This is a genomic window from Kluyvera cryocrescens NBRC 102467, from assembly GCF_001571285.1.
GTDB classification, from domain to species: domain Bacteria; phylum Pseudomonadota; class Gammaproteobacteria; order Enterobacterales; family Enterobacteriaceae; genus Kluyvera; species Kluyvera cryocrescens.
Genome location: NZ_BCTM01000023.1, coordinates 45,761 through 72,744, shown reverse-complemented (window position 1 = coordinate 72,744; position 26,984 = coordinate 45,761). Strand labels below are relative to the sequence as shown.

The 26,984-nt window shown below is 54.6% G+C and carries 22 protein-coding genes; 18 read left to right on the top strand and 4 right to left on the bottom strand.

Annotated elements, in window-relative coordinates; translation table 11 throughout:
* Positions 1 to 20: 20 nt before the first annotated feature.
* Both pta and ackA read right to left on the bottom strand, forming a co-directional pair.
* Positions 21 to 2,165, bottom strand: a complete 2,145-nt coding sequence (gene pta / locus KCR01S_RS16720; RefSeq protein ID WP_061284119.1) for a phosphate acetyltransferase — start codon at positions 2,163 to 2,165, stop codon at positions 21 to 23.
* Between the two features lie 76 nt (positions 2,166 to 2,241).
* Complete coding sequence (gene ackA / locus KCR01S_RS16715; RefSeq protein ID WP_052285444.1) at positions 2,242 to 3,444, bottom strand: acetate kinase; 1,203 nt, start codon at positions 3,442 to 3,444, stop codon at positions 2,242 to 2,244.
* 462 nt (positions 3,445 to 3,906) lie between these two features.
* Between ackA and yfbV the strand changes: the two genes are divergently transcribed.
* From yfbV to KCR01S_RS16695, 4 genes are all read left to right on the top strand, one after another.
* Positions 3,907 to 4,362 (top strand): terminus macrodomain insulation protein YfbV, encoded by a 456-nt coding sequence (gene yfbV, locus KCR01S_RS16710; protein WP_061284117.1) that lies wholly within the window; start codon positions 3,907 to 3,909, stop codon positions 4,360 to 4,362.
* 80 nt (positions 4,363 to 4,442) lie between these two features.
* Positions 4,443 to 4,937 carry a YfbU family protein gene (locus KCR01S_RS16705; protein WP_061284115.1) on the top strand — a complete coding sequence of 165 codons (495 nt, stop codon included), beginning with the start codon at positions 4,443 to 4,445 and terminating at the stop codon, positions 4,935 to 4,937.
* A gap of 11 nt (positions 4,938 to 4,948) precedes the next feature.
* Entirely contained in the window at positions 4,949 to 5,608 is a 660-nt protein-coding gene (locus tag KCR01S_RS16700; protein WP_061284168.1) for a sugar phosphatase, read from the top strand.
* Positions 5,609 to 5,709: 101 nt separating this feature from the next.
* The gene (locus tag KCR01S_RS16695; RefSeq protein ID WP_061284113.1) at positions 5,710 to 7,542 is read left to right on the top strand and encodes an SLC13 family permease; all 1,833 of its coding nucleotides are present in this window, start codon (positions 5,710 to 5,712) and stop codon (positions 7,540 to 7,542) included.
* A gap of 77 nt (positions 7,543 to 7,619) precedes the next feature.
* Here the strand turns inward: KCR01S_RS16695 and yfbR are convergent, their stop codons facing one another.
* Positions 7,620 to 8,219, bottom strand: a complete 600-nt coding sequence (yfbR, locus tag KCR01S_RS16690) for a 5'-deoxynucleotidase (RefSeq protein WP_061284111.1) — start codon at positions 8,217 to 8,219, stop codon at positions 7,620 to 7,622.
* 84 nt (positions 8,220 to 8,303) lie between these two features.
* A complete protein-coding gene (gene alaA, locus KCR01S_RS16685; RefSeq protein WP_052284911.1) occupies positions 8,304 to 9,521 on the bottom strand; it encodes an alanine transaminase AlaA in 1,218 nt (405 codons plus the stop codon).
* Positions 9,522 to 10,430: 909 nt separating this feature from the next.
* Here alaA and lrhA point away from each other — a divergent pair.
* The 14 genes from lrhA to nuoN all read left to right on the top strand — a co-directional run bounded on the left by lrhA (position 10,431) and on the right by nuoN (position 26,960).
* Positions 10,431 to 11,372 (top strand): transcriptional regulator LrhA, encoded by a 942-nt coding sequence (lrhA, locus tag KCR01S_RS16680; RefSeq protein ID WP_061284109.1) that lies wholly within the window; start codon positions 10,431 to 10,433, stop codon positions 11,370 to 11,372.
* A gap of 625 nt (positions 11,373 to 11,997) precedes the next feature.
* Positions 11,998 to 12,444: an NADH-quinone oxidoreductase subunit NuoA gene (gene nuoA, locus KCR01S_RS16675; RefSeq protein ID WP_061284106.1), complete on the top strand. Its 447-nt coding sequence runs from the start codon at positions 11,998 to 12,000 to the stop codon at positions 12,442 to 12,444.
* 15 nt (positions 12,445 to 12,459) lie between these two features.
* Positions 12,460 to 13,134 carry an NADH-quinone oxidoreductase subunit NuoB gene (nuoB, locus tag KCR01S_RS16670; RefSeq protein WP_052284914.1) on the top strand — a complete coding sequence of 225 codons (675 nt, stop codon included), beginning with the start codon at positions 12,460 to 12,462 and terminating at the stop codon, positions 13,132 to 13,134.
* A 92-nt stretch (positions 13,135 to 13,226) separates the two neighbouring features.
* Entirely contained in the window at positions 13,227 to 15,032 is a 1,806-nt protein-coding gene (gene nuoC, locus KCR01S_RS16665) for an NADH-quinone oxidoreductase subunit C/D (RefSeq protein ID WP_156478777.1), read from the top strand.
* Positions 15,033 to 15,034: 2 nt separating this feature from the next.
* Positions 15,035 to 15,535 carry an NADH-quinone oxidoreductase subunit NuoE gene (gene nuoE / locus KCR01S_RS16660; RefSeq protein WP_052284915.1) on the top strand — a complete coding sequence of 167 codons (501 nt, stop codon included), beginning with the start codon at positions 15,035 to 15,037 and terminating at the stop codon, positions 15,533 to 15,535.
* Positions 15,535 to 16,872: an NADH-quinone oxidoreductase subunit NuoF gene (gene nuoF, locus KCR01S_RS16655; RefSeq protein ID WP_052284916.1), complete on the top strand. Its 1,338-nt coding sequence runs from the start codon at positions 15,535 to 15,537 to the stop codon at positions 16,870 to 16,872. The genes nuoE and nuoF overlap by 1 nt, the downstream gene beginning before the upstream one ends.
* Before the next feature lie 32 nt (positions 16,873 to 16,904).
* Complete coding sequence (gene nuoG, locus KCR01S_RS16650; RefSeq protein WP_061284104.1) at positions 16,905 to 19,631, top strand: NADH-quinone oxidoreductase subunit NuoG; 2,727 nt, start codon at positions 16,905 to 16,907, stop codon at positions 19,629 to 19,631.
* On the top strand, positions 19,628 to 20,605 hold the full coding sequence (gene nuoH, locus KCR01S_RS16645) for an NADH-quinone oxidoreductase subunit NuoH (protein ID WP_061284102.1): 978 nt from the start codon (positions 19,628 to 19,630) through the stop codon (positions 20,603 to 20,605). The genes nuoG and nuoH overlap by 4 nt, the downstream gene beginning before the upstream one ends.
* Positions 20,606 to 20,619: 14 nt before the next feature.
* Positions 20,620 to 21,162, top strand: coding sequence for an NADH-quinone oxidoreductase subunit NuoI (gene nuoI, locus KCR01S_RS16640; RefSeq protein ID WP_052284919.1), 543 nt, complete (start codon positions 20,620 to 20,622; stop codon positions 21,160 to 21,162).
* An 11-nt stretch (positions 21,163 to 21,173) separates the two neighbouring features.
* Positions 21,174 to 21,728: an NADH-quinone oxidoreductase subunit J gene (gene nuoJ / locus KCR01S_RS16635; protein WP_052284920.1), complete on the top strand. Its 555-nt coding sequence runs from the start codon at positions 21,174 to 21,176 to the stop codon at positions 21,726 to 21,728.
* Positions 21,725 to 22,027 (top strand): NADH-quinone oxidoreductase subunit NuoK, encoded by a 303-nt coding sequence (nuoK, locus tag KCR01S_RS16630; protein WP_052284921.1) that lies wholly within the window; start codon positions 21,725 to 21,727, stop codon positions 22,025 to 22,027. The genes nuoJ and nuoK overlap by 4 nt, the downstream gene beginning before the upstream one ends.
* On the top strand, positions 22,024 to 23,865 hold the full coding sequence (gene nuoL, locus KCR01S_RS16625) for an NADH-quinone oxidoreductase subunit L (RefSeq protein WP_061284100.1): 1,842 nt from the start codon (positions 22,024 to 22,026) through the stop codon (positions 23,863 to 23,865). The genes nuoK and nuoL overlap by 4 nt, the downstream gene beginning before the upstream one ends.
* 101 nt (positions 23,866 to 23,966) lie before the next feature.
* Entirely contained in the window at positions 23,967 to 25,496 is a 1,530-nt protein-coding gene (nuoM, locus tag KCR01S_RS16620; RefSeq protein ID WP_061284098.1) for an NADH-quinone oxidoreductase subunit M, read from the top strand.
* Positions 25,497 to 25,502: 6 nt separating this feature from the next.
* Complete coding sequence (gene nuoN / locus KCR01S_RS16615) at positions 25,503 to 26,960, top strand: NADH-quinone oxidoreductase subunit NuoN (RefSeq protein ID WP_061284096.1); 1,458 nt, start codon at positions 25,503 to 25,505, stop codon at positions 26,958 to 26,960.
* Positions 26,961 to 26,984: the final 24 nt, after the last annotated feature.

Genomic DNA, 26,984 nt, shown 5'->3' with positions numbered 1-26,984 from the left:
GCGAGCGGGTGGCTAAGGGATTACTGCTGCTGTGAAGACTGGATCGCGGTCAGAGCGATGGTGTAGACGATATCATCTACCAGCGCGCCACGAGACAGGTCGTTCACCGGCTTGCGCATACCCTGCAGCATCGGCCCGATGGAGATCAGGTCGGCAGAACGCTGTACCGCTTTGTAGGTGGTGTTACCGGTGTTCAGATCCGGGAAGATGAACACGGTAGCGCGACCTGCAACCGGAGAGTTCGGCGCTTTGGATTTCGCAACGTCAGCCATTACAGCGGCGTCGTACTGCAGAGGACCATCAATCATCAGGTCAGGACGTTTTTCCTGTGCCAGACGAGTCGCTTCGCGGACTTTCTCTACGTCGCTACCTGCACCAGAGGTGCCGGTGGAGTAGGAGAGCATCGCCACGCGTGGTTCGATACCGAAAGCAATCGCGGAGTCTGCGGACTGGATAGCGATTTCTGCCAGCTGTTCTGCCGTTGGGTCTGGGTTGATCGCACAGTCGCCGTAAACATAAACCTGTTCAGGCAGCAGCATGAAGAACACAGAAGACACCAGAGAGCTACCCGGTGCAGTTTTAATCAGCTGCAGCGGTGGACGGATGGTGTTAGCGGTGGTGTGAACTGCACCGGAAACCAGGCCGTCAACGTCGTCTTGTTCCAGCATCAGGGTACCGAGAACCACGTTGTCTTCCAGCTGTTCGCGGGCAACGGTTTCGGTCATGCCTTTGTTTTTACGCAGTTCGACCAGGCGAGCAACGTAGCTTTCGCGAACCACATCTGGATCAACGATTTCTACGCCAGCGCCCAGTTCAACGCCCTGAGACGCTGCTACGCGGTTGATTTCATCTGGGTTGCCCAGCAGTACGCAAGTTGCGATACCACGTTCAGCACAGATAGCGGCCGCTTTAACGGTACGCGGTTCGTCGCCTTCTGGCAGAACAACGCGTTTGCCTGCTTTACGCGCCAGCTCGGTCAGCTGGTAGCGGAATGCTGGTGGAGACAGACGGCGGCTACGCTCGGAGGTCGCAGTCAGTGATTCAATCCAGTCAGCGTTGATGTAGTTAGCAACGTATTCCTGAACTTTCTCGATGCGCTCATGATCGTCAACCGGAACTTCCAGGTTGAAGCTCTGCAGGCTCAGGGAGGTCTGCCAGGTGTTGGTGTTCACCATGAATACCGGCAGGCCGGTTGCAAATGCGCGTTCGCACAGTTTGCTGATGCGTGGATCCATGTCGTAGCCGCCGGTCAGCAGCAGAGCACCGATTTCCACGCCGTTCATTGCTGCCAGGCAAGCGGCAACCAGAACGTCAGGACGGTCTGCGGAGGTCACCAGCAGAGAACCGGCACGGAAGTGCTCCAGCATGTGCGGGATGCTACGTGCGCAGAAGGTCACGGACTTCACGCGGCGAGTGTTGATGTCGCCTTCGTTGATCACGGTGGCATTCAGGTGACGTGCCATATCGATAGCACGAGTCGCGATCAGATCGAAGCTCCACGGTACCGCGCCAAGTACTGGCAGTGCGCTGGTGCTGTTCAGCTTAGCAGGATCGATTTTGATAACTTTCGCAGTGGAAGAGTCATCGAAGATCTCAGACAGGTCTGGACGAGTACGACCCTGTTCGTCAACCGGTGCATTCAGCTTGTTGACGATAACACCGGTAATGTTGGTGTTTTTCGCGCCGCCGAAGCTGTTGCGAGTCAGTTCGATACGCTCGTTCAGCTGTTCCGGGGTATCGGTACCCTGGGACATGACGAACACGATTTCCGCGTTCAGCGTTTTCGCGATTTCATAGTTCAGAGACTGAGCGAACTGATGCTTACGGGTTGGGACCAGGCCTTCAACCAGTACGACTTCTGCATCTTTAGTGTTCGTGTGGTAGTTAGCGATGATCTCTTCCATCAGCACATCTTTCTGATTGCTGGAGAGCAGGGCTTCTACGTGGCTCATCTTCATCGGTTCAGCGGCGGTCGTCGTTGAAGAACTCGCGCGAACGATGGTGGTAGTCTGGTCTGGCGCATCGCCACCGCTACGCGGTTGAGCGATAGGTTTAAAGACGCTCAGACGAACGCCTTTGCGTTCCATAGCACGGATAACGCCAAGGCTGACGCTGGTCAGGCCGACGCTGGTTCCGGTAGGGATCAGCATAATAGTACGGGACACGGTTTATCCTCTTTCGTTACCGCCAGTTTCAGGCGGGATACAAAACAGCACCGCCAGCTAGGCTGGCGGTGTGATATCAGGCAGTCAGACGGTTGGCGTCTTGTGCAATGACCAGCTCTTCGTTGGTCGGGATAACGATGGCAGGGCGGGTGCCTTCTTTGTTGATGAAACCGGATTTGCCGAAACGGGCAGCCAGGTTACGTTCGTGATCAACTTCGAAGCCCAGAACGCCCAGTTTGCCCAGGGACAGTTCGCGAACCATTGCAGCGTTTTCACCGATACCACCGGTGAAGATGACGGCGTCCAGACGACCATCCATCAGCGCGGTGTAAGAACCGATGTATTTGGCCAGACGGTGGCAGTAAACGTCCATTGCACGCTTAGCGTCTGCTTTTTCTTTGTAGTTATCTTCTACATAACGGCAGTCGCTGGTCACTTCGGTCAGACCCAGCAGGCCAGACTCTTTGGTCAGCATCTTGTTGATCTGGTCGATATTCATGCCCAGAGTGTCATGCAGATGGAAAATGATGGCTGGATCGATATCACCGGAGCGAGTACCCATTACCAGACCTTCCAGTGGGGTCAGACCCATGGAGGTATCAACGCATTTACCGTTACGGATAGCAGAAACAGAACCACCGTTGCCGAGGTGGCAGGTGATGATGTTCAGTTCTTCAACCGGTTTGTTCAGTACTTTTGCGGCTTCCTGAGTGACATAGAAGTGGCTGGTACCGTGTGCGCCGTAGCGACGGACGCCGTGTTCTTTGTACAGGCTGTACGGCAGAGCGTACAGGTAGGATTCTTCCGGCATAGTCTGGTGGAACGCGGTATCGAATACGGCAACGTTCTTATCTTTCAGCTGCGGGAAGGATTTCAGCGCTTCAGCAATACCGATCAGGTGAGCCGGGTTATGCAGCGGAGCAAAAGAAGCAGAATCTTTGATGCCCTGGATCACGGATTCGTCGATCACAACGGAGCTGGTGTACTTCTCGCCGCCGTGTACGATACGGTGGCCGATAGCGGTCAGCTGCGCGGACAGTTCTGGTTTTTGTGCCAGAATAGTATTAACGATGAAGTTCAGCGCTTCACTGTGAGCGGCGCCTGCACCTAAAGCCGCTTCTTGTTTACCGCCGTCCATTTTCCACTTGATACGTGCTTCTGGGAGATGGAAACATTCGGCTAAACCAGAGAGGTGCTCTTCACCGTTAACTGCATCGATAACAGCGAATTTCAGGGAGGAGCTACCGCAGTTCAGAACCAGTACTAACTTACTCGACATGGAAGTACCTATTTATGATACGTGGCTAAAAAAACGTCAATGAGTCATTAAGCGTAGCGCAGGATGACACCGACATTTATGATTAACATCATGCCCGGAACGTTTTTCAGGCATGATCTAAGAAATACATATTGATTCTAAGTCATTTTGCATAATTTTCAGCCAAGGGCAGAATATGCAATAATTTGATTTGCCGGAGGGCTGTTACCCTATGGATTTCGAGTGATAGAAAAGCGAAGGCTCCGCAAGGCCCCTTGAGCATAGATGACTATGTGACCAGGGCAAACGGACGCAGACTACGCATCTACAACTTGAAAGGCGACGGGTATAGAATCTGGCTATCTCAGGCTGGCACAGGATACCCGATTGCAGGGGCTATGCCAAAATTTTTTGAACGATGTCATACCCAGTTGTTGTTTTTAAAAAATATTTTAATTTTTATATGTGAAGTTGAGGTAAGCCATGTCGACACCCGAGCAACGCCCGGTCAGTTTCTTCAGTTTGTTTAGCCGGGGGCAGCGCTATTCAAAGACGTGGCCGTTAGATAAGCGGCTCGCGCCGGTGTTTGTTGAGAACCGCGTGATTCGTGCAACTCGCCACGCCATACGTTTTATGCCGCCGCTGGCCATCTTTACGCTGTGCTGGCAAATCGCGCTGGGCGGCCAACTTGGCCCGGCCGTTGCCACAGCGCTGTTTGCGCTAAGCCTGCCGATGCAGGGATTATGGTGGCTGGGCAAGCGATCCGTCACTCCGCTGCCGCCGTCCACGTTACAGTGGTTTTATGAGGTGCGCGGTAAATTACAGGAGGCCGGCCAGGCGCTGGCACCAGTGGAAGGCAAGCCCGATTATCAAGCGTTAGCTGACACGCTTAAGCGCGCCTTCAAACAACTGGATAAAACTTTCCTTGATGATTTGTAATTACATGCGAAAAACGCATATAAAAGAAGACACATTATTTGTGTCTTTTTTTTGCTGCAACGCGCAACAGGAGTCGAAAAATGGAAATGACCCATGCTCAACGTCTGATTTTGTCTAATCAGTACAAAATGATGACTATGCTTGATCCCGACAACGCTGAGCGCTACCGCCGCCTGCAGACCATTATTGAACGTGGCTACGGTTTACAGATGCGCGAGCTGGACAGGGAATTTGGGGAGCTCAAAGAAGAGACCTGCCGTATCGTTATCGATATCATGGAGATGTATCACGCGCTGCACGTGTCGTGGACTAACCTGAAAGATGCCGCCACTATCGACGAGCGCCGCGTCACTTTCCTTGGCTTTGACGCCGCGACCGAAGCGCGCTTCCTCGGCTACGTCCGCTTTATGGTGAATATTGAAGGCCGTTACACCCACTTTGATGCGGGCACTCATGGCTTCAATGCGCAAACCCCGATGTGGGATAAATATCAGCGCATGCTGAACGTGTGGCACGCCTGCCCGCGCCAATATCATCTGAGCAGCAACGAAATTAATCAGATTATCAACGCCTAATGGGGGCTTTTGTGCAGTGTAAAGGCTTTCTGTTTGATTTAGATGGCACGCTGGTGGATTCGCTGGCGGTGGTGGAGCGCTCCTGGAAATTCTGGGCTGAGAGCTACGGTGTGGACCCGGATGCGGTGTTGGCATACATCCACGGCAAGCAGGCCATCACTACGCTCCGCCACTTTATGCCGGGCAAATCAGAGACGGAAATTCAGGCGGAGTTCCTGCGTCTGGAGCAGATTGAGGCGACCGATCTTAATGGTATTCGTGCGCTGCCGGGTGCGCTTGCACTGTTAGAGCATCTTGAGACAAACGCCATACCGTGGGCGATTGTTACATCCGGTTCAATTCCAGTCGCGCATGCTCGCCATCGCGCCGCCGGTTTACCGACGCCCGCTGTGTTCGTCACCGCGGAACAGGTACAGCACGGTAAACCGCAGCCGGATGCTTATCTGCTGGGGGCCAAACTTCTGGGGCTGCCTCCGCAAGCATGTCTGGTGGTGGAAGATGCACCGGCAGGCGTTCAATCCGGGCTGGCGGCGGGCTGTCATGTCGCGGCGGTCAATGTTCCACCTGAAACGCCGGAATTGCTGGAGGTCGACTTTGTCCTCTCGACGCTTACCACGCTGGTCGTTGAAAAGCTGCCGGATGGCGTGGTCAACGTCTCGCAGAATGCATGATCTTATGATTTAGCCCCACATCGTTGGGGCTTTTTTCTGCCACTATAGTAAACACCTTATAGTTGAAAACCTTACCGCTTATTTGATGACAAGGATGTGCTGTGAACGGTGAATTGATTTGGGTGCTGAGTTTGTTAGCCGTCGCCGTGGTGTTGTTTGCCAGCGGCAAGGTGCGCATGGATGCTATCGCACTGGGTATTATTGTCGCGTTCGTACTGAGCGACACGCTGACGTTGAGTGAAGCCTTCTCCGGCTTCAGCGACCCCAACGTGATTCTGATTGCCGCGCTGTTTATTATCGGCGACGGTCTGGTCCGTACCGGTGTGGCGACCAAAATGGGTTCCTGGCTGGTTCAGGTGGCGGGTAGCAGCGAGACCAAAATGCTGGTTTACCTGATGTTAACCGTTGCTGGGCTTGGCGCATTTATGAGTTCCACCGGGGTGGTTGCCATCTTTATTCCGGTCGTGCTTAGCGTGTCCATGCGTATGAATATCTCGCCTTCGCGGCTGATGATGCCGCTCAGTTTTGCCGGCCTTATCAGCGGTATGATGACGCTGGTGGCCACTCCGCCCAATCTGGTGATCAACAGTGAGCTGCTGCGCGAAGGGCTGGACGGCTTTGGCTTCTTTAGCGTGACGCCTATTGGTTTGGTAGTGCTGGTTCTCGGCATCGTCTACATGCTGATTATGCGCTTTATGCTGAAAGGGGATGAGACTCACGCGACGCGTGATGGCCGCAAGCGGAGCACTTTCCGTGATCTTATCAAAGAATATCGCCTGACGGGCCGCGCGCGCCGGCTCGCGATTCGCCCCGGCTCACCGATGATTGGCCAGCGCCTGGATGATATGAAGCTGCGCGAGCGCTATGGCGCAAATATTATCGGCGTTGAGCGCTGGCGTCGATTCCGCCGGGTGATTGTCAACGTTAATGGCGTATCGGAGTTTCGCGCCCGCGATGTGCTGCTCATTGATATGTCGGCGGCCGATATTGATCTGCGCCAGTTTATCAGCGAGCAAATGCTGGAGCCGATGGTGCTGCGCGGCGAATATTTCTCCGATCAGGCACTCGATGTCGGGATGGCGGAGGTGTCGCTGATCCCTGAGTCCGAACTGTTGGGCAAAACCGTACGTGAAATGGGTTTTCGTACCCGCTATGGCCTCAATATTGTGGGGATGAAGCGTGATGGTCAGGCGTTAGACGGTTCGGTGGTTGATGAGCCTTTGCAGCTTGGCGACATTATGTTGGTGGTAGGTAACTGGAAGCTGATAAATCAGTTAGCACAAAACGGCCGTGACTTCGTGGTGCTCAACCTGCCGGTTGAGGTCAGCGATGCTTCACCCGCGCATAGTCAGGCTCCGCACGCGATTTTCTGTCTGGTGCTGATGGTCGCTCTGATGCTCACCGATGAAATTCCCAACCCGATAGCCGCGATTATTGCTTGCCTGCTGATGGGCAAATTCCGCTGTATTGACGCCCAGAGCGCCTATAAGTCGATTCACTGGCCGAGCATTATTTTGATTGTTGGCATGATGCCGTTCGCGCTGGCGCTGCAAAAAACCGGCGGTGTGGATCTCATTGTGAAAGCCTTGATGGATATCGGCGGCGGGCAGGGGCCTTATTTGATGCTGGGTTGCCTGTTTGTGATGTGTGCTGCCATTGGGCTGTTTATCTCGAATACCGCCACGGCGGTCCTGATGGCGCCGATTGCGCTGGCGGCGGCAAAATCGATGGGCGTTTCGCCCTATCCGTTTGCGATGGTTGTTGCCATGGCGGCTTCTGCGGCCTTTATGACGCCGGTCTCTTCGCCGGTGAATACTCTGGTTCTGGGGCCGGGTAAATACAGCTTTAGCGATTTCATCAAAATCGGCGTGCCGTTTACGGTGCTGGTGATGATCGTCTGCGTGGTGCTGATCCCTATCTTATTCCCCTTCTAAGCCGATTCATTGGGAATAAAACGCTGCCGGGCTACCGATAAAACAGGTAGTCCGGCTAGCGCAAAAGTCGGTGGATTTTAAAGCGGAGAGTCCTGGCTTATTTCATCCAGCGAAAGGTGGAAGCTCGGCACAAATACCGACATGAAATAGTCCATCTCATCGCTGCGGCGCGCGGCAAGAGTCTTCTCAAGACGTCCTTTGGCCAGCAGGAATTCGTTATTGCCCGCCGATAATTCTTCCAGACACTTCAGGTAAGCGCACAGCGCATCGGCCTGCTTCACAATGGCTTTCTCTTCATCGCTGCTCTGATGTTCATCGATGAGCGGTGCGAAAATATCGTGTAGCTCCTCGGGCACCATATCAATCAGCTTTTGCTGCGCGATCTTCTCAATCGCTTTGTACTCCTGGGCAATCTGCGAGTTGAAGTACTTCACCGGAGTCGGAAGATCGCCGGTGAGGACTTCGGATGCGTCGTGATACATCGCCAGTAGCGCGATACGCTCGGCATTCACCTGACCGTTAAATTTCCGATTTTTAATGGCGGCGAGGGCATGGGCGACCATGGCAACCTGCAAACTGTGTTCAGAGACGTTTTCGGTGCGCACATTGCGCATCAGCGGCCAGCGATTAATTAACTTCAGGCGGGAGAGGTGGGCAAAAAAATGGCTCTGACTCATAACAACCCTTACTCAGTAACTTCAGTAAAGGCATTGTGCGCAGAGATGGCCGCCGGATGCAAATTCCGGCGGCGCTGAGCGTGATTACAGCTGGTGGTAACCCGACAGGAAGCGACCGAAACGGCTGATCGCCATCTCCAGATCGTCTTCACGTGGTAAGGTCACAATACGAACGTGATCCGGCCATGGCCAGTTGAAGGCGGTGCCTTGAACCAGCAAGACTTTTTCCTGCAGCAGGAAATCCAGCACCATGCGCTGATCGTCGTGAATGTTAAAGCGCTTGGCATCGATTTTCGGGAACATGTACAGCGCGCCTTTTGGCTTCACGCAAGAGACGCCGGGGATTTCGTTGATCAGTTCCCACGCCCGGTTGCGTTGTTCATACAGACGGCCGCCAGGGGTAATGAATTCGCTGATACTTTGATAGCCGCCGAGCGCGGTTTGAATCGCGTGCTGTGCGGGAACGTTGGCGCAAAGACGCATCGATGCCAGCATCTCCAGCCCTTCAATATAACCTTTGGCATGTTTCTTCGGCCCGTTCAGGACCATCCAGCCCTGACGGAAACCGGCTACGCGGTAGGTTTTGGACAGGCCGTTAAAGGTCACCGTTAGCAGATCCGGCGCCAGCGCGGCGATCGAGTGGTGCTGCGCTTCATCGTAGAGGATCTTGTCGTAGATTTCGTCGGCAAAGATAATCAGGTTGTGCTCACGGGCAATCTCAACGATTTCCTGCAGCAGTTCTTTTGAATACACCGCGCCGGTTGGGTTGTTAGGGTTGATAATCACGATGCCGCGCGTGCGTGGGGTGATTTTGGCTCGGATATCATCAAGATCCGGGAACCAATCCGCCGATTCGTCGCACAGGTAGTGCACCGCTTTGCCGCTTGATAACGAAACTGCCGCCGTCCACAGCGGATAATCAGGCGCGGGAACCAGCATTTCGTCGCCGCTGTTCAACAGGGCCTGCATAGCCTGGACGATAAGTTCAGAAACACCGTTACCGATGTAGATATCTTCTACCGTCACGTCGCGCATACCGCGTGCCTGGTAGTGCTGCATGATGGCTTTACGTGCAGAGTACAGGCCTTTCGAGTCGCAGTAGCCCTGCGCGGTTGGCAGGTTACGGATCACATCAACCAGAATCTCATCCGGCGCGTCAAACCCGAAAGGAGCGGGGTTGCCGATGTTGAGTTTGAGAACTTTATTGCCTTCTTCTTCAAGGCGTTTGGCCTCTTTAAGAACCGGGCCGCGAATGTCATAACAAACGTTGTCTAACTTGCTGGATTTTTCGATGGGTGACATGAATCTTTGACCTTTTTAGCTGTGATTGCCACTCCCTGCCGTGGAAGTCAGCACGGAATAATGTACTCCGCATCCCGGGGGTTTTGAAGGGTCAACAGACGAAGATTTTGTGAATTTATTGTTGTCGGAACATTCTTTTTTACTGGCTGATTGCGAGTATGGCTGCGGTATCTATTGTTAATTTATTGTTCTATAGTCAATTTCACTATTTATGGCTTTTTTTGTAGATTTTTCATCCATTAAAAAAGAAATGATTTAGTGTAGGCTCTATTCTCCCCATATATACTTTAAGAATCCTTCAACAATTTTAATTTTTAATTAAATTCCGCTAATAAGGATTAGAGCTCGTACGCATTAATGTGAAGTTGTTGTTAATGATGGCGACAGATAAATATTAATATTTCTTTATATTTTGAAAAGTAATGACGGGGAATTGTTAGATTTCTTAAATTGTTTTGATTCTGAACCTTTTTCTTGTTTGAGATAGAACTTATTTTAGGCTTATAAAACTTATGGTTTTCGGTTAATATGTAATGGCGCATACCCGTTTCATTACCCATTTTTGTTAACAGTTATCATTAATGGAGGTGCAACGCATTGTTATTTATTGGATTTATTGGCTTTTGTTAAAAACACAGCCTTCCCCCTGGTGCATTAAAACAGCATTGCTATCTACGACTCTTCGCGCGGGATACCGCTTTGCGAGAGCCAGATAAATAGCCTTAGGGCTAAAGGATATATTGTAAAAGGAACTGTTGCTTCTTGCAGTAGCAGACAATTTTAATACTGACACTCAGCGGGCAGTCATTCATCAGTGAAAAGTGAAAGACGATTTAAAGGATTAGCCTGAAAGTTTAGAGTGCAGCATCAATAAGGCAGGTCGGCTTCCGAACCTGTAAGTGGATTTATATGATAAATGCCAATCGTCCGATACTAAACCTCGATCTCGATCTGCTGAGAACCTTTGTTGCGGTGGCTGACCTGAGTACGTTTGCCGCCGCGGCCTCCGCAGTGTGTCGTACTCAGTCCGCCGTCAGCCAGCAGATGCAGCGCCTGGAGCAGCTCGTGGGCAAAGAGCTTTTCGCTCGCCACGGGCGTAATAAGCTGCTGACGGAACACGGTATTCAACTGCTGGGCTATGCGCGGAAAATACTGCGCTTCAATGATGAAGCCTGCACATCCCTAATGTTTAACTCCCTGCAAGGGCAGTTGACGTTAGGTTCGTCAGATGAGTCTGCGGACACTATTTTGCCGTTCTTATTAAACCGTATCAGTTCGGCTTATCCAAAGCTGGCGCTCGATGTGCGGGTTAAACGCCACTGCGTGATGGCGGACATGCTGCAAAACAAAGAGGTGGATCTGGCGTTAACGACCCATCCGCTGGAAGGCTTTGAGTCGACAGTCCTCCGCGCTTCACCTACGCTTTGGTACTGTGCTGCCGAGTTTACGCTGCGTAATGAAGAACCGGTGCCGCTGGTGCTGCTGGATGATCCTAGCCCATTCCGCGACACGATCATTAAAACGCTGGATGCGGCGGGAATGCCGTGGCGTTTAGCCTACGTAGCCTCGACGCTTTCTGCTGTTCGCGCGGCCGTAAAAGCGGGGCTCGGGGTAACCGCGCGTCCGGTAGAAATGATGAGCCCGGATCTCCGCGCCCTGGGGAAAGCAGAAGGTATGCCGGAGCTTCCGGAGACAGAATATATGCTGACCTATAACCCGGAAAGTGAAAATGAACTCGCGCAGTTGATTTTCCAGTCTCAGGTGCAGCGCCTCGCCCCCTGGCCACAGACGGGAACCTATACTCCTGAAGAGGGAGATAATCCCCTGATACATGAGCGGGATCTCGATTAACATTTTGACCGAAATGTAGTAACAAAATGTAAGTGCAAAAAAGAATCGTAGACGAAGAAAAATCAGTTTGCGGTTCTTTTTTTGCGCTTTTACGGGGCGATTCAAAAATTAAATCTTTAAATGTGATAGTAATCATGTAATTAGAATTAATCCGTGACGCTAATGCGATATCATCATTCGCAAACTCACATCTCCTGCTAATGTTAAAAAAACGGATAGATTGTTGCCGTTTTACTGGTCGAATTAACAAAAGCGTGTCTTAGATCAAGAAAATACTCCTCAATGGGGGAAGGAATCATTAGAGAATCCTGTCAAACTAGGTGGGTAATTCTTGTTATTGCTACAAAACGGACACGATTCAACAGCAGGTAAACCGTAAGGTCGGCTGAAGCGAATCGAATCAAAGGGCACGTAATGTTAATGAAATGCTTTTGATGTAAATTAATGTGAGGAAACTTTTGTTAAAGTTGACAAAAGGTTATAGAAAGGAGTAAAAAACCTCAACATTTTGCGGTCTATGTTTTGAATTGGGCTGTTTGTAGGTTTTTTAATCCTCCCCATGAATCATGTAGCGGCCATCTGCCGGTAAGAGCAGAGGTGGTAATGCTACCTATTTGGTTAAGCAATGCGTATGTCAACATCCACTGAAATCATCGCTCATCACTGGGCATTCGCTATCTTTCTGATCATTGCCATTGGCCTTTGCTGCCTGATGTTAATCGGCGGCTGGTACCTTGGTGGTCGCGCGCGCGCAAGAAGCAAAAACACCCCGTTTGAGTCTGGTATCGATTCCGTTGGTACCGCTCGTCTGCGCCTGTCGGCTAAGTTTTACCTGGTCGCTATGTTCTTCGTCATCTTCGACGTGGAAGCGCTTTACCTTTACGCCTGGTCAACCTCCATTCGCGAAAGCGGCTGGGTTGGCTTTATTGAGGCCGCCATTTTCATATTTGTGCTGCTGGCCGGTCTGGTTTACCTCGTTCGTATTGGCGCGCTTGATTGGACGCCTGCGCGTTCTCGCCGCACGTTGGTAAATCCGGAATCCGACAGCGTCACTAACCGTAATACGCAGTAAAAGCGAGGCAATAAGATGGATTATACGCTCACCCGCATAGATCCTAACGGTGAGAACGACCGTTACCCCCTGCAAAAACAGGAGATTGTGACCGATCCCCTTGAGCAAGAGGTGAATAAAAGCGTGTATATGGGGAAACTCGAACACGCGCTGCATGACATGGTCAACTGGGGTCGTAAGAACTCTATCTGGCCATACAACTTCGGCCTTTCTTGCTGCTACGTTGAAATGGTGACGTCATTCACTGCGGTGCATGACGTTGCGCGTTTTGGGGCAGAAGTACTGCGTGCATCCCCGCGTCAGGCCGACCTGATGGTGGTAGCCGGTACCTGCTTTACCAAAATGGCACCGGTTATTCAGCGTCTTTATGACCAGATGCTGGAGCCGAAGTGGGTTATCTCCATGGGCGCCTGTGCCAACTCCGGCGGCATGTACGATATCTACTCCGTTGTGCAGGGTGTCGATAAGTTTATTCCTGTCGATGTCTACATTCCAGGCTGCCCTCCGCGCCCGGAAGCCTATATGCAGGCGCTGATGCTGCTGCAGGAATCGATTGGTAAAGAACGTCGCCCGCTCTCGTGGGTGGTTGGCGACCAGGGCGTTTATCGCGCCAACATGCAGTCGGAACGCGAGCGTAAACGCGGCGAACGTATTGCTGTGACGAATCTCCGCTCTCCAGACGAGATTTAATTTGCGCCTGCGGGCGGTGGCATACTTTTACTTCGCAAATCAATATACAACAGCGCGAAGCCACGCCCGGCAGTCACCACGGACCTTTTGCAATGGTGAACAATATGACCGATTTAACCGCGCAAGAAGTAGCCGCATGGCAAACCCGCGATCACCTTGATGATCCGGTCATCGGCGAACTGCGCAACCGTTTTGGGCCGGATGCATTTACCGTTCAGGCCACCCGCACCGGGGTACCTGTCGTATGGGTTAAGCGCGAACAGCTGCTGGAAATTATTGATTTCCTGAAGAAGCTGCCGAAACCTTACGTCATGATGTTCGACCTGCACGGCATGGACGAACGTCTGCGCACTCACCGCGATGGATTACCTGCCGCGGACTTTTCCGTTTTCTATCACCTGATCTCAATGGACCGCAACCGCGACATTATGCTCAAGGTGGCGTTGTCTGAAAACGATCTGAATGTGCCGACTATCACTAAACTTTTCCCGAACGCCAACTGGTACGAGCGTGAAACCTGGGAGATGTTTGGCATCACCTTCAATGGCCACCCGCACCTGACGCGTCTGCTGATGCCGCCGACCTGGGAAGGCCACCCGCTGCGTAAAGACTACCCGGCGCGCGCCACCGAATTCGACCCGTTTGAGCTGACTAAAGCCAAGCAGGATCTGGAAATGGAAGCGCTGACCTTCAAACCAGAAGACTGGGGCATGAAGCGTAGCACCGAGAACGAGGACTTCATGTTCCTGAACCTCGGTCCTAACCACCCATCTTCCCACGGTGCATTCCGTATCGTCCTGCAGCTGGACGGCGAAGAGATTGTCGACTGCGTACCGGACATCGGCTACCACCACCGTGGCGCTGAGAAGATGGGCGAGCGTCAGTCCTGGCATAGCTACATTCCGTACACCGACCGTATCGAATACCTCGGCGGCTGCGTGAACGAAATGCCTTACGTGCTGGCGGTCGAAAAGCTGGCGGGGATCACCGTTCCTGAGCGCGTTGATGTCATCCGCGTCATGCTCTCTGAACTGTTCCGTATCAACAGCCACCTGCTGTACATCTCGACGTTTATTCAGGACGTCGGCGCGATGACCCCGGTCTTCTTCGCCTTTACCGACCGTCAGAAAATCTATGACGTGGTTGAAGCGATTACCGGTTTCCGTATGCACCCGGCCTGGTTCCGTATCGGCGGTGTGGCGCACGATCTGCCGCGCGGCTGGGACAAGCTGCTGCGTGATTTCCTCGACTGGATGCCGAAACGTCTGGATTCCTACGAGAAAGCCGCGCTGCGTAACACCATTCTGAAAGGCCGTTCGCAGGGCGTTGCCGCCTACGGTAAGAAAGAAGCTCTGGACTGGGGTTGTACCGGTGCCGCGCTGCGTGCGACCGGTGTTGATTTCGACGTGCGTAAATCGCGTCCGTACTCTGGCTACCAAAACTTCGACTTCGAAGTCCCGGTTGGCGGTGGTGTATCCGACTGCTATACCCGCGTGATGCTGAAAGTGGAAGAGCTGCGTCAGAGCCTGCGCATCCTTGAGCAATGTCTCAAGAACATGCCGGAAGGCCCGTTCAAAGCGGATCACCCGCTGACGACGCCGCCGCCGAAAGAGCGCACGCTGCAGCATATCGAAACCCTGATCACCCACTTCCTGCAGGTTTCCTGGGGCCCGGTTATGCCGGCGCAGGAATCGTTCCAGATGGTGGAAGCAACCAAGGGTATTAACAGTTACTACCTGACCAGCGACGGCAGCACCATGAGCTACCGTACTCGTATTCGTACGCCGAGCTATGCGCACCTGCAGCAGATCCCGGTCGCGGTACGCGGCAGCCTGGTGTCCGATCTGATCGTTCACCTGGGTAGTATCGATTTTGTTATGTCAGACGTGGACCGCTAATTATGCACGAAAATCAACAACCACAATCCGAGGCCTTTGAGCTGAGTGCAGTAGAGCGTGAAGCCATTGAGCACGAGAAGCACCACTACGAAGACCCGCGTGCGGCGTCCATTGAAGCGCTGAAGATCGTTCAGAAGCAGCGCGGCTGGGTGCCGGACGGCGCGATCCATGCGATCGCCGGCTTACTGGATATCCCGGCAAGCGATGTTGAAGGCGTTGCGACCTTCTACAGCCAGATTTTCCGCCAGCCTGTTGGCCGCCACGTGATCCGCTATTGCGACAGCGTTGTGTGCCACATCAATGGCTACCAGGGCATTCAGGCAGCACTTGAGAAAAAACTCGACATCAAACCGGGGCAGACGACTTTCGACGGTCGCTTTACGCTGCTGCCGACCTGTTGTCTGGGGAACTGCGATAAAGGGCCGAGCATGATGATCGATGAGGACACTCACTCGCATCTGACCCCGGAAGGCATTCCTGACCTACTGGAGCGGTATAAATAATGAAAACCGTGATCCGTACTCCCGAAACGCATCCGCTGACCTGGCGCCTGCGTGATGACAAACAGCCGGTATGGCTGGACGAATACCGTAGCAAAAACGGCTATGAGGGGGCGCGTAAAGCGCTGACCGGGCTGGCACCGGACGAAATCGTCAACCAGGTAAAAGACGCTGGCCTGAAAGGGCGCGGCGGCGCGGGCTTTTCCACCGGTCTGAAGTGGAGCCTGATGCCGAAAGACGAATCCATGAACATCCGTTACCTGCTGTGTAACGCCGATGAAATGGAGCCGGGCACCTACAAAGACCGTTTACTGATGGAACAGCTACCGCACCTGCTGGTGGAAGGTATGCTGATTTCTGCGTTTGCGCTGAAAGCGTACCGTGGTTACATCTTCCTGCGCGGTGAATACATTGAAGCGGCTGTGCATCTGCGCCGCGCCATTGCGGAAGCCACCGAAGCGGGCCTGCTTGGCAAAAATATCATGGGCACCGGGTTCGATTTCGAACTGTTCGTGCACACCGGGGCAGGGCGTTACATCTGCGGTGAAGAGACCGCGCTGATTAACTCCCTCGAAGGTCGCCGCGCTAACCCGCGTTCGAAGCCACCGTTCCCGGCAAGCTCCGGCGTATGGGGCAAACCGACCTGCGTCAACAACGTGGAAACCCTGTGTAACGTCCCGGCGATTCTGGCTAACGGCGTTGAGTGGTATCAGAACATTTCTACCAGCAAAGACGCCGGTACTAAGCTGATGGGCTTCTCCGGCCGCGTGAAAAATCCGGGCCTGTGGGAGCTGCCGTTTGGCACTACCGCACGTGAAATCCTTGAAGATTACGCGGGCGGCATGCGCGATGGCCTGAAATTTAAAGCCTGGCAGCCGGGTGGTGCGGGAACTGACTTCCTGACCGAAGCGCACCTTGACCTGCCGATGGAATTTGAAAGTATCGGTAAAGCGGGTAGCCGTCTGGGGACCGCACTGGCGATGGCCGTTGACCATGAAATTGGCATGGTCGGCCTGGTGCGTAACCTGGAAGAGTTCTTCGCCCGCGAGTCCTGTGGCTGGTGTACACCGTGCCGCGACGGTCTGCCGTGGAGCGTGAAAATTCTGCGCGCCCTTGAGCGGGGTGAAGGCCAGCCTGGCGATATCGAGACACTTGAGCAACTGTGTCGATTCCTGGGGCCGGGTAAAACCTTCTGCGCGCATGCGCCTGGCGCGGTAGAACCGCTGCAGAGCGCAATTAAATATTTCCGCGACGAATTCGAGGCAGGCATTAAGCAGCAGTTCAGCAACACCCACGCTATTCATGGGATTCAGCCGAACCTGCTTAAGACGCGCTGGTAATCTAAAGATTTATTTATTTTGGAAGCACGCTAATGGCTACGATTCATGTAGACGGCAAAGAATACGAGGTTAATGGGGCGGACAACCTGCTGCAGGCATGTCTCTCTCATGGCCTTGATATTCCATACTTTTGCTGGCACCCGGCGCTAGGCAGCGTCGGTGCTTGCCGCCAGTGTGCGGTGAAGCAATATCAAAACGCGGAAGACACGCGTGGTCGCCTGGTGATGTCCTGTATGACTCCGGCATCTGACGGCACCTTTATTTCTATTGATGACGAAGAAGCAAAACAGTTCCGCGAAAGCGTAGTGGAGTGGTTGATGACCAACCACCCGCACGATTGTCCGGTCTGTGAAGAGGGCGGCAACTGCCACCTGCAGGATATGACCGTCATGACCGGTCATAGCTTCCGTCGTTATCGCTTTACTAAGCGTACCCACCGCAACCAGGATCTGGGGCCGTTCATCTCTCACGAAATGAACCGCTGCATCGCCTGCTACCGCTGCGTGCGTTATTACAAAGATTACGCGGACGGCACCGATCTGGGTGTGTACGGCGCGCATGACAACGTTTACTTCGGTCGTCCGGAAGACGGTACGCTGGAAAGCGAATTCTCCGGTAACCTGGTCGAAATCTGTCCGACCGGCGTATTTACCGATAAAACGCACTCCGAGCGCTACAACCGTAAGTGGGACATGCAGTTTGCGCCAAGCATCTGCCAGCAGTGCTCCATTGGCTGTAACACCAGCCCAGGTGAGCGCTACGGTGAACTGCGTCGTATCGAAAACCGTTACAACGGTACCGTTAACCACTACTTCCTCTGCGACCGCGGTCGTTTCGGCTATGGCTACGTGAACCTGAAAGACCGTCCGCGTCAGCCGGTGCAACGTCGCGGTGACGATCTGATCACCCTCAACGCCGAACAGGCGATGCAGGGTGCGGCAGATATTCTGCGTCAGTCGAAGAAAGTGATTGGTATTGGTTCTCCACGTGCGAGCGTAGAGAGCAACTTCGCGCTGCGTGAACTGGTGGGTGCGGATAACTTCTACACCGGTATCGCCAAAGGTGAACAGGAACGTCTGCAGCTGGCGCTGAAAGTGCTGCGCGAAGGCGGCATCCATACGCCTGCACTGCGTGATATCGAATCTTACGATGCGGTGCTGGTGCTGGGTGAAGACATTACTCAGACCGGTGCTCGCGTTGCGCTGGCGGTTCGCCAGGCGGTGAAAGGTAAAGCGCGCGAAATGGCGGCGGCCCAGAAAGTGGCTGACTGGCAGATTGCGGCAATCCTCAACATCGGCCAGCGTGCCAAACACCCGCTGTTCGTGACCAACGTTGACGACACCCGTCTGGATGATATCGCCGCGTGGACCTATCGCGCACCGGTAGAAGATCAGGCGCGTTTAGGCTTCGCAATTGCGCACGCGCTGGATAACAGTGCACCGGCAGTTGACGGCATTGATCGCGATCTGCAGGGCAAAATTGACGTTATCGTTCAGGCACTTTCCGGGGCGAAGAAACCACTGATTGTTTCCGGTACAAATGCCGGTAGCGCCGAAGTGATTCAGGCAGCGGCGAACGTGGCAAAAGCGCTGAAGGCTCGTGGTTCAGACGTTGGCGTGACGATGATTGCCCGCGCGGTGAACAGCGTCGGTCTCGGCATGATTGGCGGCGGTTCACTCGATGAAGCGTTGGACGAACTGGAAAGCGGTAGTGCCGATGCGGTTATCGTGCTGGAAAACGATCTGCACCGCCATGCTTCCGCCAGCCGCGTGAATGCTGCGTTGGATAAAGCACCGCTGGTGATGGTCATCGACCATCAGCGCACGGCGATTATGGACCATGCGCATCTGGTGCTGTCGGCAGCAAGCTTTGCGGAAAGCGACGGTACGGTGATTAACAATGAAGGTCGCGCGCAGCGCTTCTTCCAGGTTTATGACCCAAGCTACTACGACAGCAAAACCATCATGCTGGAAAGCTGGCGCTGGCTGCACTCGCTGCATAGCACCCTGGAAAACCGTCAGGTTGACTGGACTCAGTTGGATCACGTGATTGATGCCGCCGTTGCAGCACTGCCGCAGTTGGCCGGCATTAAAGATGCGGCTCCGGATGCGTCGTTCCGGATTCGCGGTCAGAAACTGGCGCGCGAACCGCACCGCTACAGCGGTCGTACGGCAATGCGCGCCAATATCAGCGTGCACGAACCGCGTCAGCCGCAGGATAAAGACACCATGTTCGCCTTCTCGATGGAAGGGAACAACCAGCCGGACGCACCGCGTTCGCAGATCCCATTTGCCTGGGCTCCAGGCTGGAACTCCCCGCAGGCATGGAACAAGTTCCAGGCTGAAGTGGGCGGTAAACTGCGTCACGGTGACCCGGGCGTGCGTTTGATCGAAGCGTCGGAAAACGGTCTGGATTATTTCACCACCGTACCGGCAAGCTTCCAGGCGGAAGCGGGCAAATGGCGCGTGGCACCGTACTACCACCTGTTCGGCAGCGACGAAATGTCGCAGCGCGCGCCGGTATTCCAGACGCGTATGCCGCAGCCTTACCTCAAGCTCAACCCGGCAGATGCCGCGGCGCTTGGCGTGAATGCGGGTGCGAAGATGGCGCTTAGCTACGACGGTCAGACGGTCACGCTGCCGCTGGTGATTTCCAGCGGACTGGTGGCAGGGCAGGTTGGTTTGCCGATGGGCATGCCGGGCATTGCTCCTGTACTGGCGGGCGCGCGTCTTGAAAATCTGCAGGAGGCACAGCAATGAGTTGGTTAACGCCGGATCTGATTGAGATCCTGATTAGCATCATCAAAGCCGTGGTCATCCTGCTGGTGGTCGTCACCTGTGGTGCGTTCATGAGCTTCGGCGAACGTCGCCTGCTGGGCCTGTTCCAGAACCGCTACGGGCCAAACCGTGTCGGCTGGGGCGGTTCGCTCCAGCTGGTGGCCGACATGATCAAAATGTTCTTCAAAGAGGACTGGATCCCGAAATTCTCGGACCGCATGATCTTTACCCTGGCACCGGTTATCGCCTTCACCTCGCTGCTGCTGGCCTTTGCTATTGTGCCGGTTAGCCCAAGCTGGGTGGTTGCAGACCTCAATATCGGGATCCTGTTCTTCCTGATGATGGCGGGTCTGGCGGTGTACGCGGTGCTGTTCGCCGGCTGGTCGAGCAACAACAAATACTCCCTGCTGGGGGCGATGCGTGCTTCCGCGCAAACGCTGAGCTACGAAGTGTTCCTTGGTCTCTCCCTGATGGGCGTTGTGGCGCAGGCCGGTTCATTTAACATGACCGACATCGTTAACAACCAGGAACACCTGTGGAACGTCATTCCTCAGTTCTTCGGCTTTGTGACCTTTGCGATTGCGGGTGTGGCGGTTTGTCACCGTCACCCGTTTGACCAACCGGAAGCAGAGCAGGAGCTGGCCGATGGCTACCACATTGAATATTCCGGCATGAAGTTCGGTCTGTTCTTCGTCGGTGAGTACATCGGTATTGTTACCGTGTCGGCGCTGATCGTGACGCTGTTCTTCGGCGGCTGGCAAGGCCCGTTCTTACCACCATTCATCTGGTTCGCCATTAAAACGGCATTCTTCATGATGATGTTCATTTTGATTCGCGCCTCATTACCGCGTCCGCGTTATGACCAGGTAATGTCCTTCGGCTGGAAAGTGTGCCTGCCGCTGACGCTAATCAACTTGCTGGTAACGGCGGCTGTCATTCTCTGGCAGCAGCCATAAGGGGCGATGAGACCATGACCTTAAAAGATATTATCGTAGGTTTCGGTACCCAGGTACGCAGTATCTGGATGATCGGCCTGCATGCGTTCGCTAAACGTGAAACGCAAATGTACCCGGAAGAGCCGGTTTACCTGCCGCCTCGCTATCGTGGCCGTATCGTGCTGACGCGCGACCCGGACGGCGATGAGCGCTGCGTAGCCTGTAACCTGTGCGCGGTAGCCTGCCCGGTGGGCTGTATCTCTTTGCAAAAAGCAGAGACCAAAGATGGCCGCTGGTATCCGGAGTTTTTCCGTATTAACTTCTCGCGCTGCATTTTCTGCGGGCTGTGTGAAGAAGCGTGCCCAACCACGGCGATTCAGTTGACCCCGGACTTTGAACTGGGTGAATACAAGCGTCAGGACCTGGTGTACGAAAAAGAGGATCTGCTGATTTCCGGTCCGGGCAAATACCCGGAATATAACTTCTACCGGATGGCGGGTATGGCAATCGACGGCAAAGATAAGGGCGAAGCAGAGAACGAAGCCAAGCCTATCGACGTCAAGAGCCTGTTACCGTAAGGAGAGGGGCAATGGAATTCGCTTTTTATATCTGTGGCCTTGTTGCTGTCCTCGCGACGCTGCGAGTGATTACGCACACTAATCCGGTACACGCACTGCTGTACTTAATCATCTCGCTGCTGGCAATTGCCGGGGTGTTCTTCTCGCTGGGCGCGTACTTCGCCGGTGCGCTGGAGATCATCGTCTATGCGGGCGCCATCATGGTGCTGTTCGTGTTCGTGGTGATGATGCTGAACCTGGGCGGTGCTGAAATTGCCCAGGAACGTCAGTGGCTGAAGCCGCAAATCTGGATTGGTCCGGCGATTCTTTCCGCCGTGCTGCTGGCGGTAATGGTGTATGCCATCCTCGGCATTAACGACCAGGGTATCGACGGTAACGCAATTAGCGCGAAAGAAGTCGGTATTGCGCTGTTCGGGCCATACGTTCTGGCGGTTGAGCTGGCGTCAATGCTGCTGCTGGCGGGTCTGGTGGTTGCCTTCCACCTCGGCCGTGAAGACCGCGCGGGCGAGGTGCTGAGCAATCGCGCCGGTGATAGCGCGAAAAGAAAAACGGAGGAGCACGCATGATCCCCTTAACCCATGGACTGATCCTCGCCGCGATCCTCTTCGTTCTCGGTTTGACCGGTCTGGTTATCCGTCGCAATCTGCTGTTTATGCTGATTGGGTTGGAAATCATGATTAACGCCGCCGCGCTGGCCTTCGTGGTCGCCGGCAGCTATTGGGGCCAGACCGATGGTCAGGTGATGTATATCCTAGCCATTACTCTTGCGGCTGCGGAAGCGAGTATTGGCCTGGCGCTGCTGCTGCAGCTCCATCGTCGCCGCCAGAACCTGAACATCGATTCAGTAAGTGAGTTGCGCGGATGAACATGCTTGCCTTAACCATTATTTTTCCATTAATCGGCTTTGTCCTGCTGGCCTTCTCCCGCGGCCGCTGGTCTGAAAACCTGTCCGCGACCATTGGTATGGGATCGATTGGTCTGTCAGCGCTGGTCACCGCGTTCGTCGGCATGGATTTCTTCGCCAACGGCAAACAGGCATTTAGCCAGCCGCTGTGGACCTGGATGTCGGTCGGTGATTTCAACATCGGCTTCAACCTGGTGCTGGACGGCCTGTCGTTGACCATGCTCTCCGTGGTCACCGGCGTCGGCTTCCTGATCCACATGTTTGCTTCCTGGTACATGCGTGGGGAAGAGGGCTACTCCCGCTTCTTCGCCTACACCAACCTGTTCATCGCGAGCATGGTGGTGCTGGTACTGGCGGATAACCTGCTGCTGATGTATCTCGGCTGGGAAGGCGTGGGCCTGTGCTCCTATCTGCTGATCGGTTTCTACTACACCGATCCGAAGAATGGCGCGGCGGCAATGAAAGCCTTCGTGGTGACTCGTGTCGGTGACGTCTTCCTGGCGTTCGCGCTGTTCATTCTCTACAACGAGCTGGGCACGCTGAACTTCCGCGAAATGGTTGAACTGGCGCCGGCGCACTTCGCCGCAGGTAATGACATGCTGATGTGGGCAACCCTGATGCTGTTGGGCGGTGCGGTCGGTAAATCCGCGCAGCTGCCGTTGCAGACCTGGCTTGCGGATGCGATGGCGGGCCCAACGCCGGTTTCAGCGCTGATCCACGCGGCTACCATGGTTACCGCCGGCGTCTACCTGATTGCCCGTACTCATGGCCTGTTCCTGCTGACGCCGGAAGTGCTGCATCTGGTTGGGATTGTTGGGGCGATTACGCTGGTGCTGGCAGGCTTTGCCGCGCTGGTCCAGACCGACATCAAACGCGTTCTGGCGTACTCCACCATGAGCCAGATTGGTTACATGTTCCTGGCGCTGGGCGTACAGGCGTGGGATGCGGCGATTTTCCACCTGATGACTCACGCATTCTTCAAAGCGCTGCTGTTCCTGGCATCCGGCTCGGTCATCCTTGCCTGCCACCACGAACAGAACATCTTCAAGATGGGCGGCCTGCGTAAGTCGATTCCGCTGGTGTATGCCTGCTTCCTGGTCGGTGGTGCCGCGCTGTCCGCGCTGCCGCTGATTACCGCAGGCTTCTTCAGTAAAGATGAAATCCTTGCGGGTGCAATGGCAAACGGTCATATCAATCTGATGGTTGCCGGTTTGGTCGGTGCATTCATGACCTCCCTGTATACCTTCCGTATGATCTTCATCGTCTTCCACGGGAAAGAGCAGATTCACGCCCACGCAGGGAAGGGGATTACCCACCACCTGCCGCTGATTGTGCTGATGGTGCTGTCGACCTTTATCGGCGCGATGATTGTGCCACCGCTGCATGGCGTACTGCCAGCCACCACCGAGCTTGAGCACGGTCGCGTGCTGACGCTGGAAATCACCTCCGGGGTGGTAGCTATTGCCGGCATCCTGATTGCAGCGTGGCTGTGGCTGGGCAAACGTACGCTGGTGACCTCTATCGCTAATAGCGCGCCGGGCCGCCTGCTGGGCACCTGGTGGTATAACGCTTGGGGCTTCGACTGGCTGTACGACAAAGTGTTCGTTAAGCCGTTCCTGGGCATTGCCTGGCTGCTGAAGAGCGACCCGCTCAATGCGCTGATGAACATTCCAGCCATTCTCTCCCGCTTTGCAGGCAAAGGCCTGGTGATGAGCGAGAACGGATACCTGCGCTGGTATGTTGCGTCGATGAGCATTGGTGCCGTGGTTGTCCTGGCGCTGTTGATGGTGTTGCGTTAATTCGTTGGGGAGGGTTTTCCTCCCCATGAAAATGTCGTGCTGTTTTCCTGTTCCGGCTGGCGTCGTTGCCACCGGATAGATGAATAAGGAAATGAATTGCCATGTTATTACCCTGGCTAATACTGATTCCCTTTATCGGCGGTTTCCTCTGCTGGCAGACTGAACGCTTTGGCGTGAAGATGCCGCGCTGGATTGCGCTGATCACCATGGGACTGACGCTGGCGCTGTCTCTGCAACTGTGGTTGCAGGGTGGCTATTCGCTGACCCAATCCGCGGGCTTGCCGCAGTGGCAGTCTGAGTTTATTCTGCCGTGGATCCCGCGCTTTGGTATCACCGTGCACCTGGCGCTCGACGGCCTGTCGCTGCTGATGGTGGTGCTGACCGGGCTCTTGGGCGTGCTGGCGGTACTCTGCTCCTGGCGTGAAATCCAGAAATATCAGGGCTTCTTCCACCTCAACCTGATGTGGATCCTGGGCGGCGTTATCGGCGTGTTCCTGGCCATCGACATGTTCCTGTTCTTCTTCTTCTGGGAGATGATGCTGGTACCGATGTACTTCCTGATCGCGCTGTGGGGGCATAAGGCCTCTGACGGTAAAACGCGTATCACGGCGGCGACCAAGTTCTTCATCTATACCCAGGCGAGTGGTCTGGTGATGCTGATTGCCATTCTGGGTCTGGTGTTTGTTCACCACGGCGCAACCGGCGTATGGACCTTCAACTACGAAGAGCTGCTGAAAACGCCAATGTCGCACGGCGTGGAATATCTGCTGATGCTGGGCTTCTTCATCGCCTTCGCGGTGAAAATGCCGGTGGTTCCACTGCACGGCTGGCTGCCAGATGCACACTCCCAGGCACCAACCGCGGGTTCTGTTGACCTCGCCGGTATCTTGCTGAAAACCGCGGCCTACGGTCTGCTGCGCTTTGCGCTGCCGCTGTTCCCGAATGCTTCCGCTGAATTTGCACCTATCGCGATGTGGCTGGGCGTTATCGGTATCTTCTACGGCGCATGGATGGCGTTCACCCAGTACGATATTAAACGTCTGATTGCTTACACCTCCGTTTCCCACATGGGCTTCGTGCTGATTGCTATCTACACCGGCAGCCAATTGGCGTACCAGGGCGCGGTGATTCAGATGATTGCTCACGGTCTGTCGGCGGCGGGTCTGTTCATTCTGTGCGGTCAGCTGTACGAGCGTCTGCACACCCGCGATATGCGTCAGATGGGCGGTCTGTGGAGCAAAATTAAATGGCTGCCTGCGCTGTCCATGTTCTTCGCCGTGGCGACGCTGGGGATGCCGGGGACCGGTAACTTCGTTGGCGAATTTATGATCCTCTTCGGCAGCTACAAAGTGGTTCCGGTGATTACGGTAATTTCAACCTTCGGTCTGGTCTTTGCCTCCGTGTACTCGCTGGCAATGCTGCACCGCGCTTACTTCGGTAAAGCGAAGAGTGAAATTGCGGCACAAGAACTGCCAGGGATGTCGCTGCGTGAGCTGTTTATCGTCCTGTTGCTGGTCGTGCTTCTGGTTCTGCTGGGCTTCTACCCGCAGCCTATCCTGGACACGTCACATTCTGCGATGAGTAACATCCAGCAGTGGTTTGTTAATTCTGTTCCAACTACAAGGCCGTAATTCGCCATGACAATAACTCCACAACAACTGATCGCGCTGTTACCGCTGCTGATCGTCGGCTTGACGGTGGTGGTTGTGATGCTCTCCATTGCGTGGCGACGCAATCACTTCCTCAATGCCACGCTGTCGGTCATTGGGCTTAACGCCGCGCTGGTTTCGCTCTGGTTTGTTGGCCAGGCGGGCGCAATGGATGTCACGCCGCTGATGCGCGTTGACGCTTATGCCATGTTCTACACCGGGCTGGTACTGCTGGCGAGTCTCGCTACCTGTACCTTTGCTTACCCGTGGCTTGAGGGTTATACCGATAACCGGGAAGAGTTCTACCTGCTGGTGCTGATTGCTGCGCTCGGCGGTATTCTGCTGGCTAACGCCAACCATCTGGCGGCGCTGTTCCTCGGTATTGAACTGATTTCTCTGCCGCTGTTTGGACTTGTGGGCTATGCCTTCCGCCAGAAACGTTCACTGGAAGCGAGCATCAAGTACACCATTTTGTCCGCCGCCGCTTCGTCCTTCCTGCTGTTTGGTATGGCGCTGCTGTATGCGCAGTCCGGCAACCTGTCTTTCGTCGCGCTCGGTAAGAGCCTTGGCGACAACATGCTGCACGAACCGCTGCTGCTGGCAGGTCTCGGCATGATGATTGTCGGTCTGGGCTTCAAGCTCTCGCTGGTGCCTTTCCACCTGTGGACGCCGGATGTTTACCAGGGGGCGCCTGCGCCGGTTTCAACCTTCCTGGCCACCGCCAGCAAGATTGCGATTTTCGCCGTGGTGATGCGTTTGTTCCTCTACGCTCCAGTGGGCGACAGCGAAGCGGTGCGCGTGGTGCTGGGTATTATTGCCTTCGCCTCAATCATCTTCGGTAACCTGATGGCGCTTAGCCAGACGAATATCAAACGTCTGCTCGGCTACTCGTCTATCTCCCACCTCGGCTACCTGCTGGTGGCGATGATTGCGCTGCAAAGCGGTGAGATGTCGATGGAAACCGTCGGTGTTTACCTGGCCGGTTATCTGTTCAGCAGCCTCGGCGCCTTTGGCGTGGTGAGCCTGATGTCCAGTCCATACCGTGGCCCGGATGCCGAATCGCTGTTTGCTTACCGTGGCCTGTTCTGGCACCGTCCGATTCTGGCCGCGGTGATGACCGTGATGATGCTGTCTCTGGCCGGTATCCCGATGACGCTGGGCTTTATCGGTAAATTCTACGTGCTGGCAGTCGGTGTTCAGGCGCATCTGTGGTGGCTGGTCGGTGCCGTGGTTGTGGGCTCCGCGATTGGTTTGTACTACTACCTGCGCGTGGCCGTGAGCCTGTACCTGTCTGCTCCGGATAAACCTAACCGCGATGCCCCAACCAACTGGCAGTACAGCGCCGGTGGTATTGTTGTGCTGATTTCCGCGCTGCTGGTGCTGGTTCTGGGTATCTATCCGCAGCCGCTGATTAGCATTGTGCAAAAAGCGATGCCGCTGATGTAAGCGATGTGGCTCTAAGAAAAAACC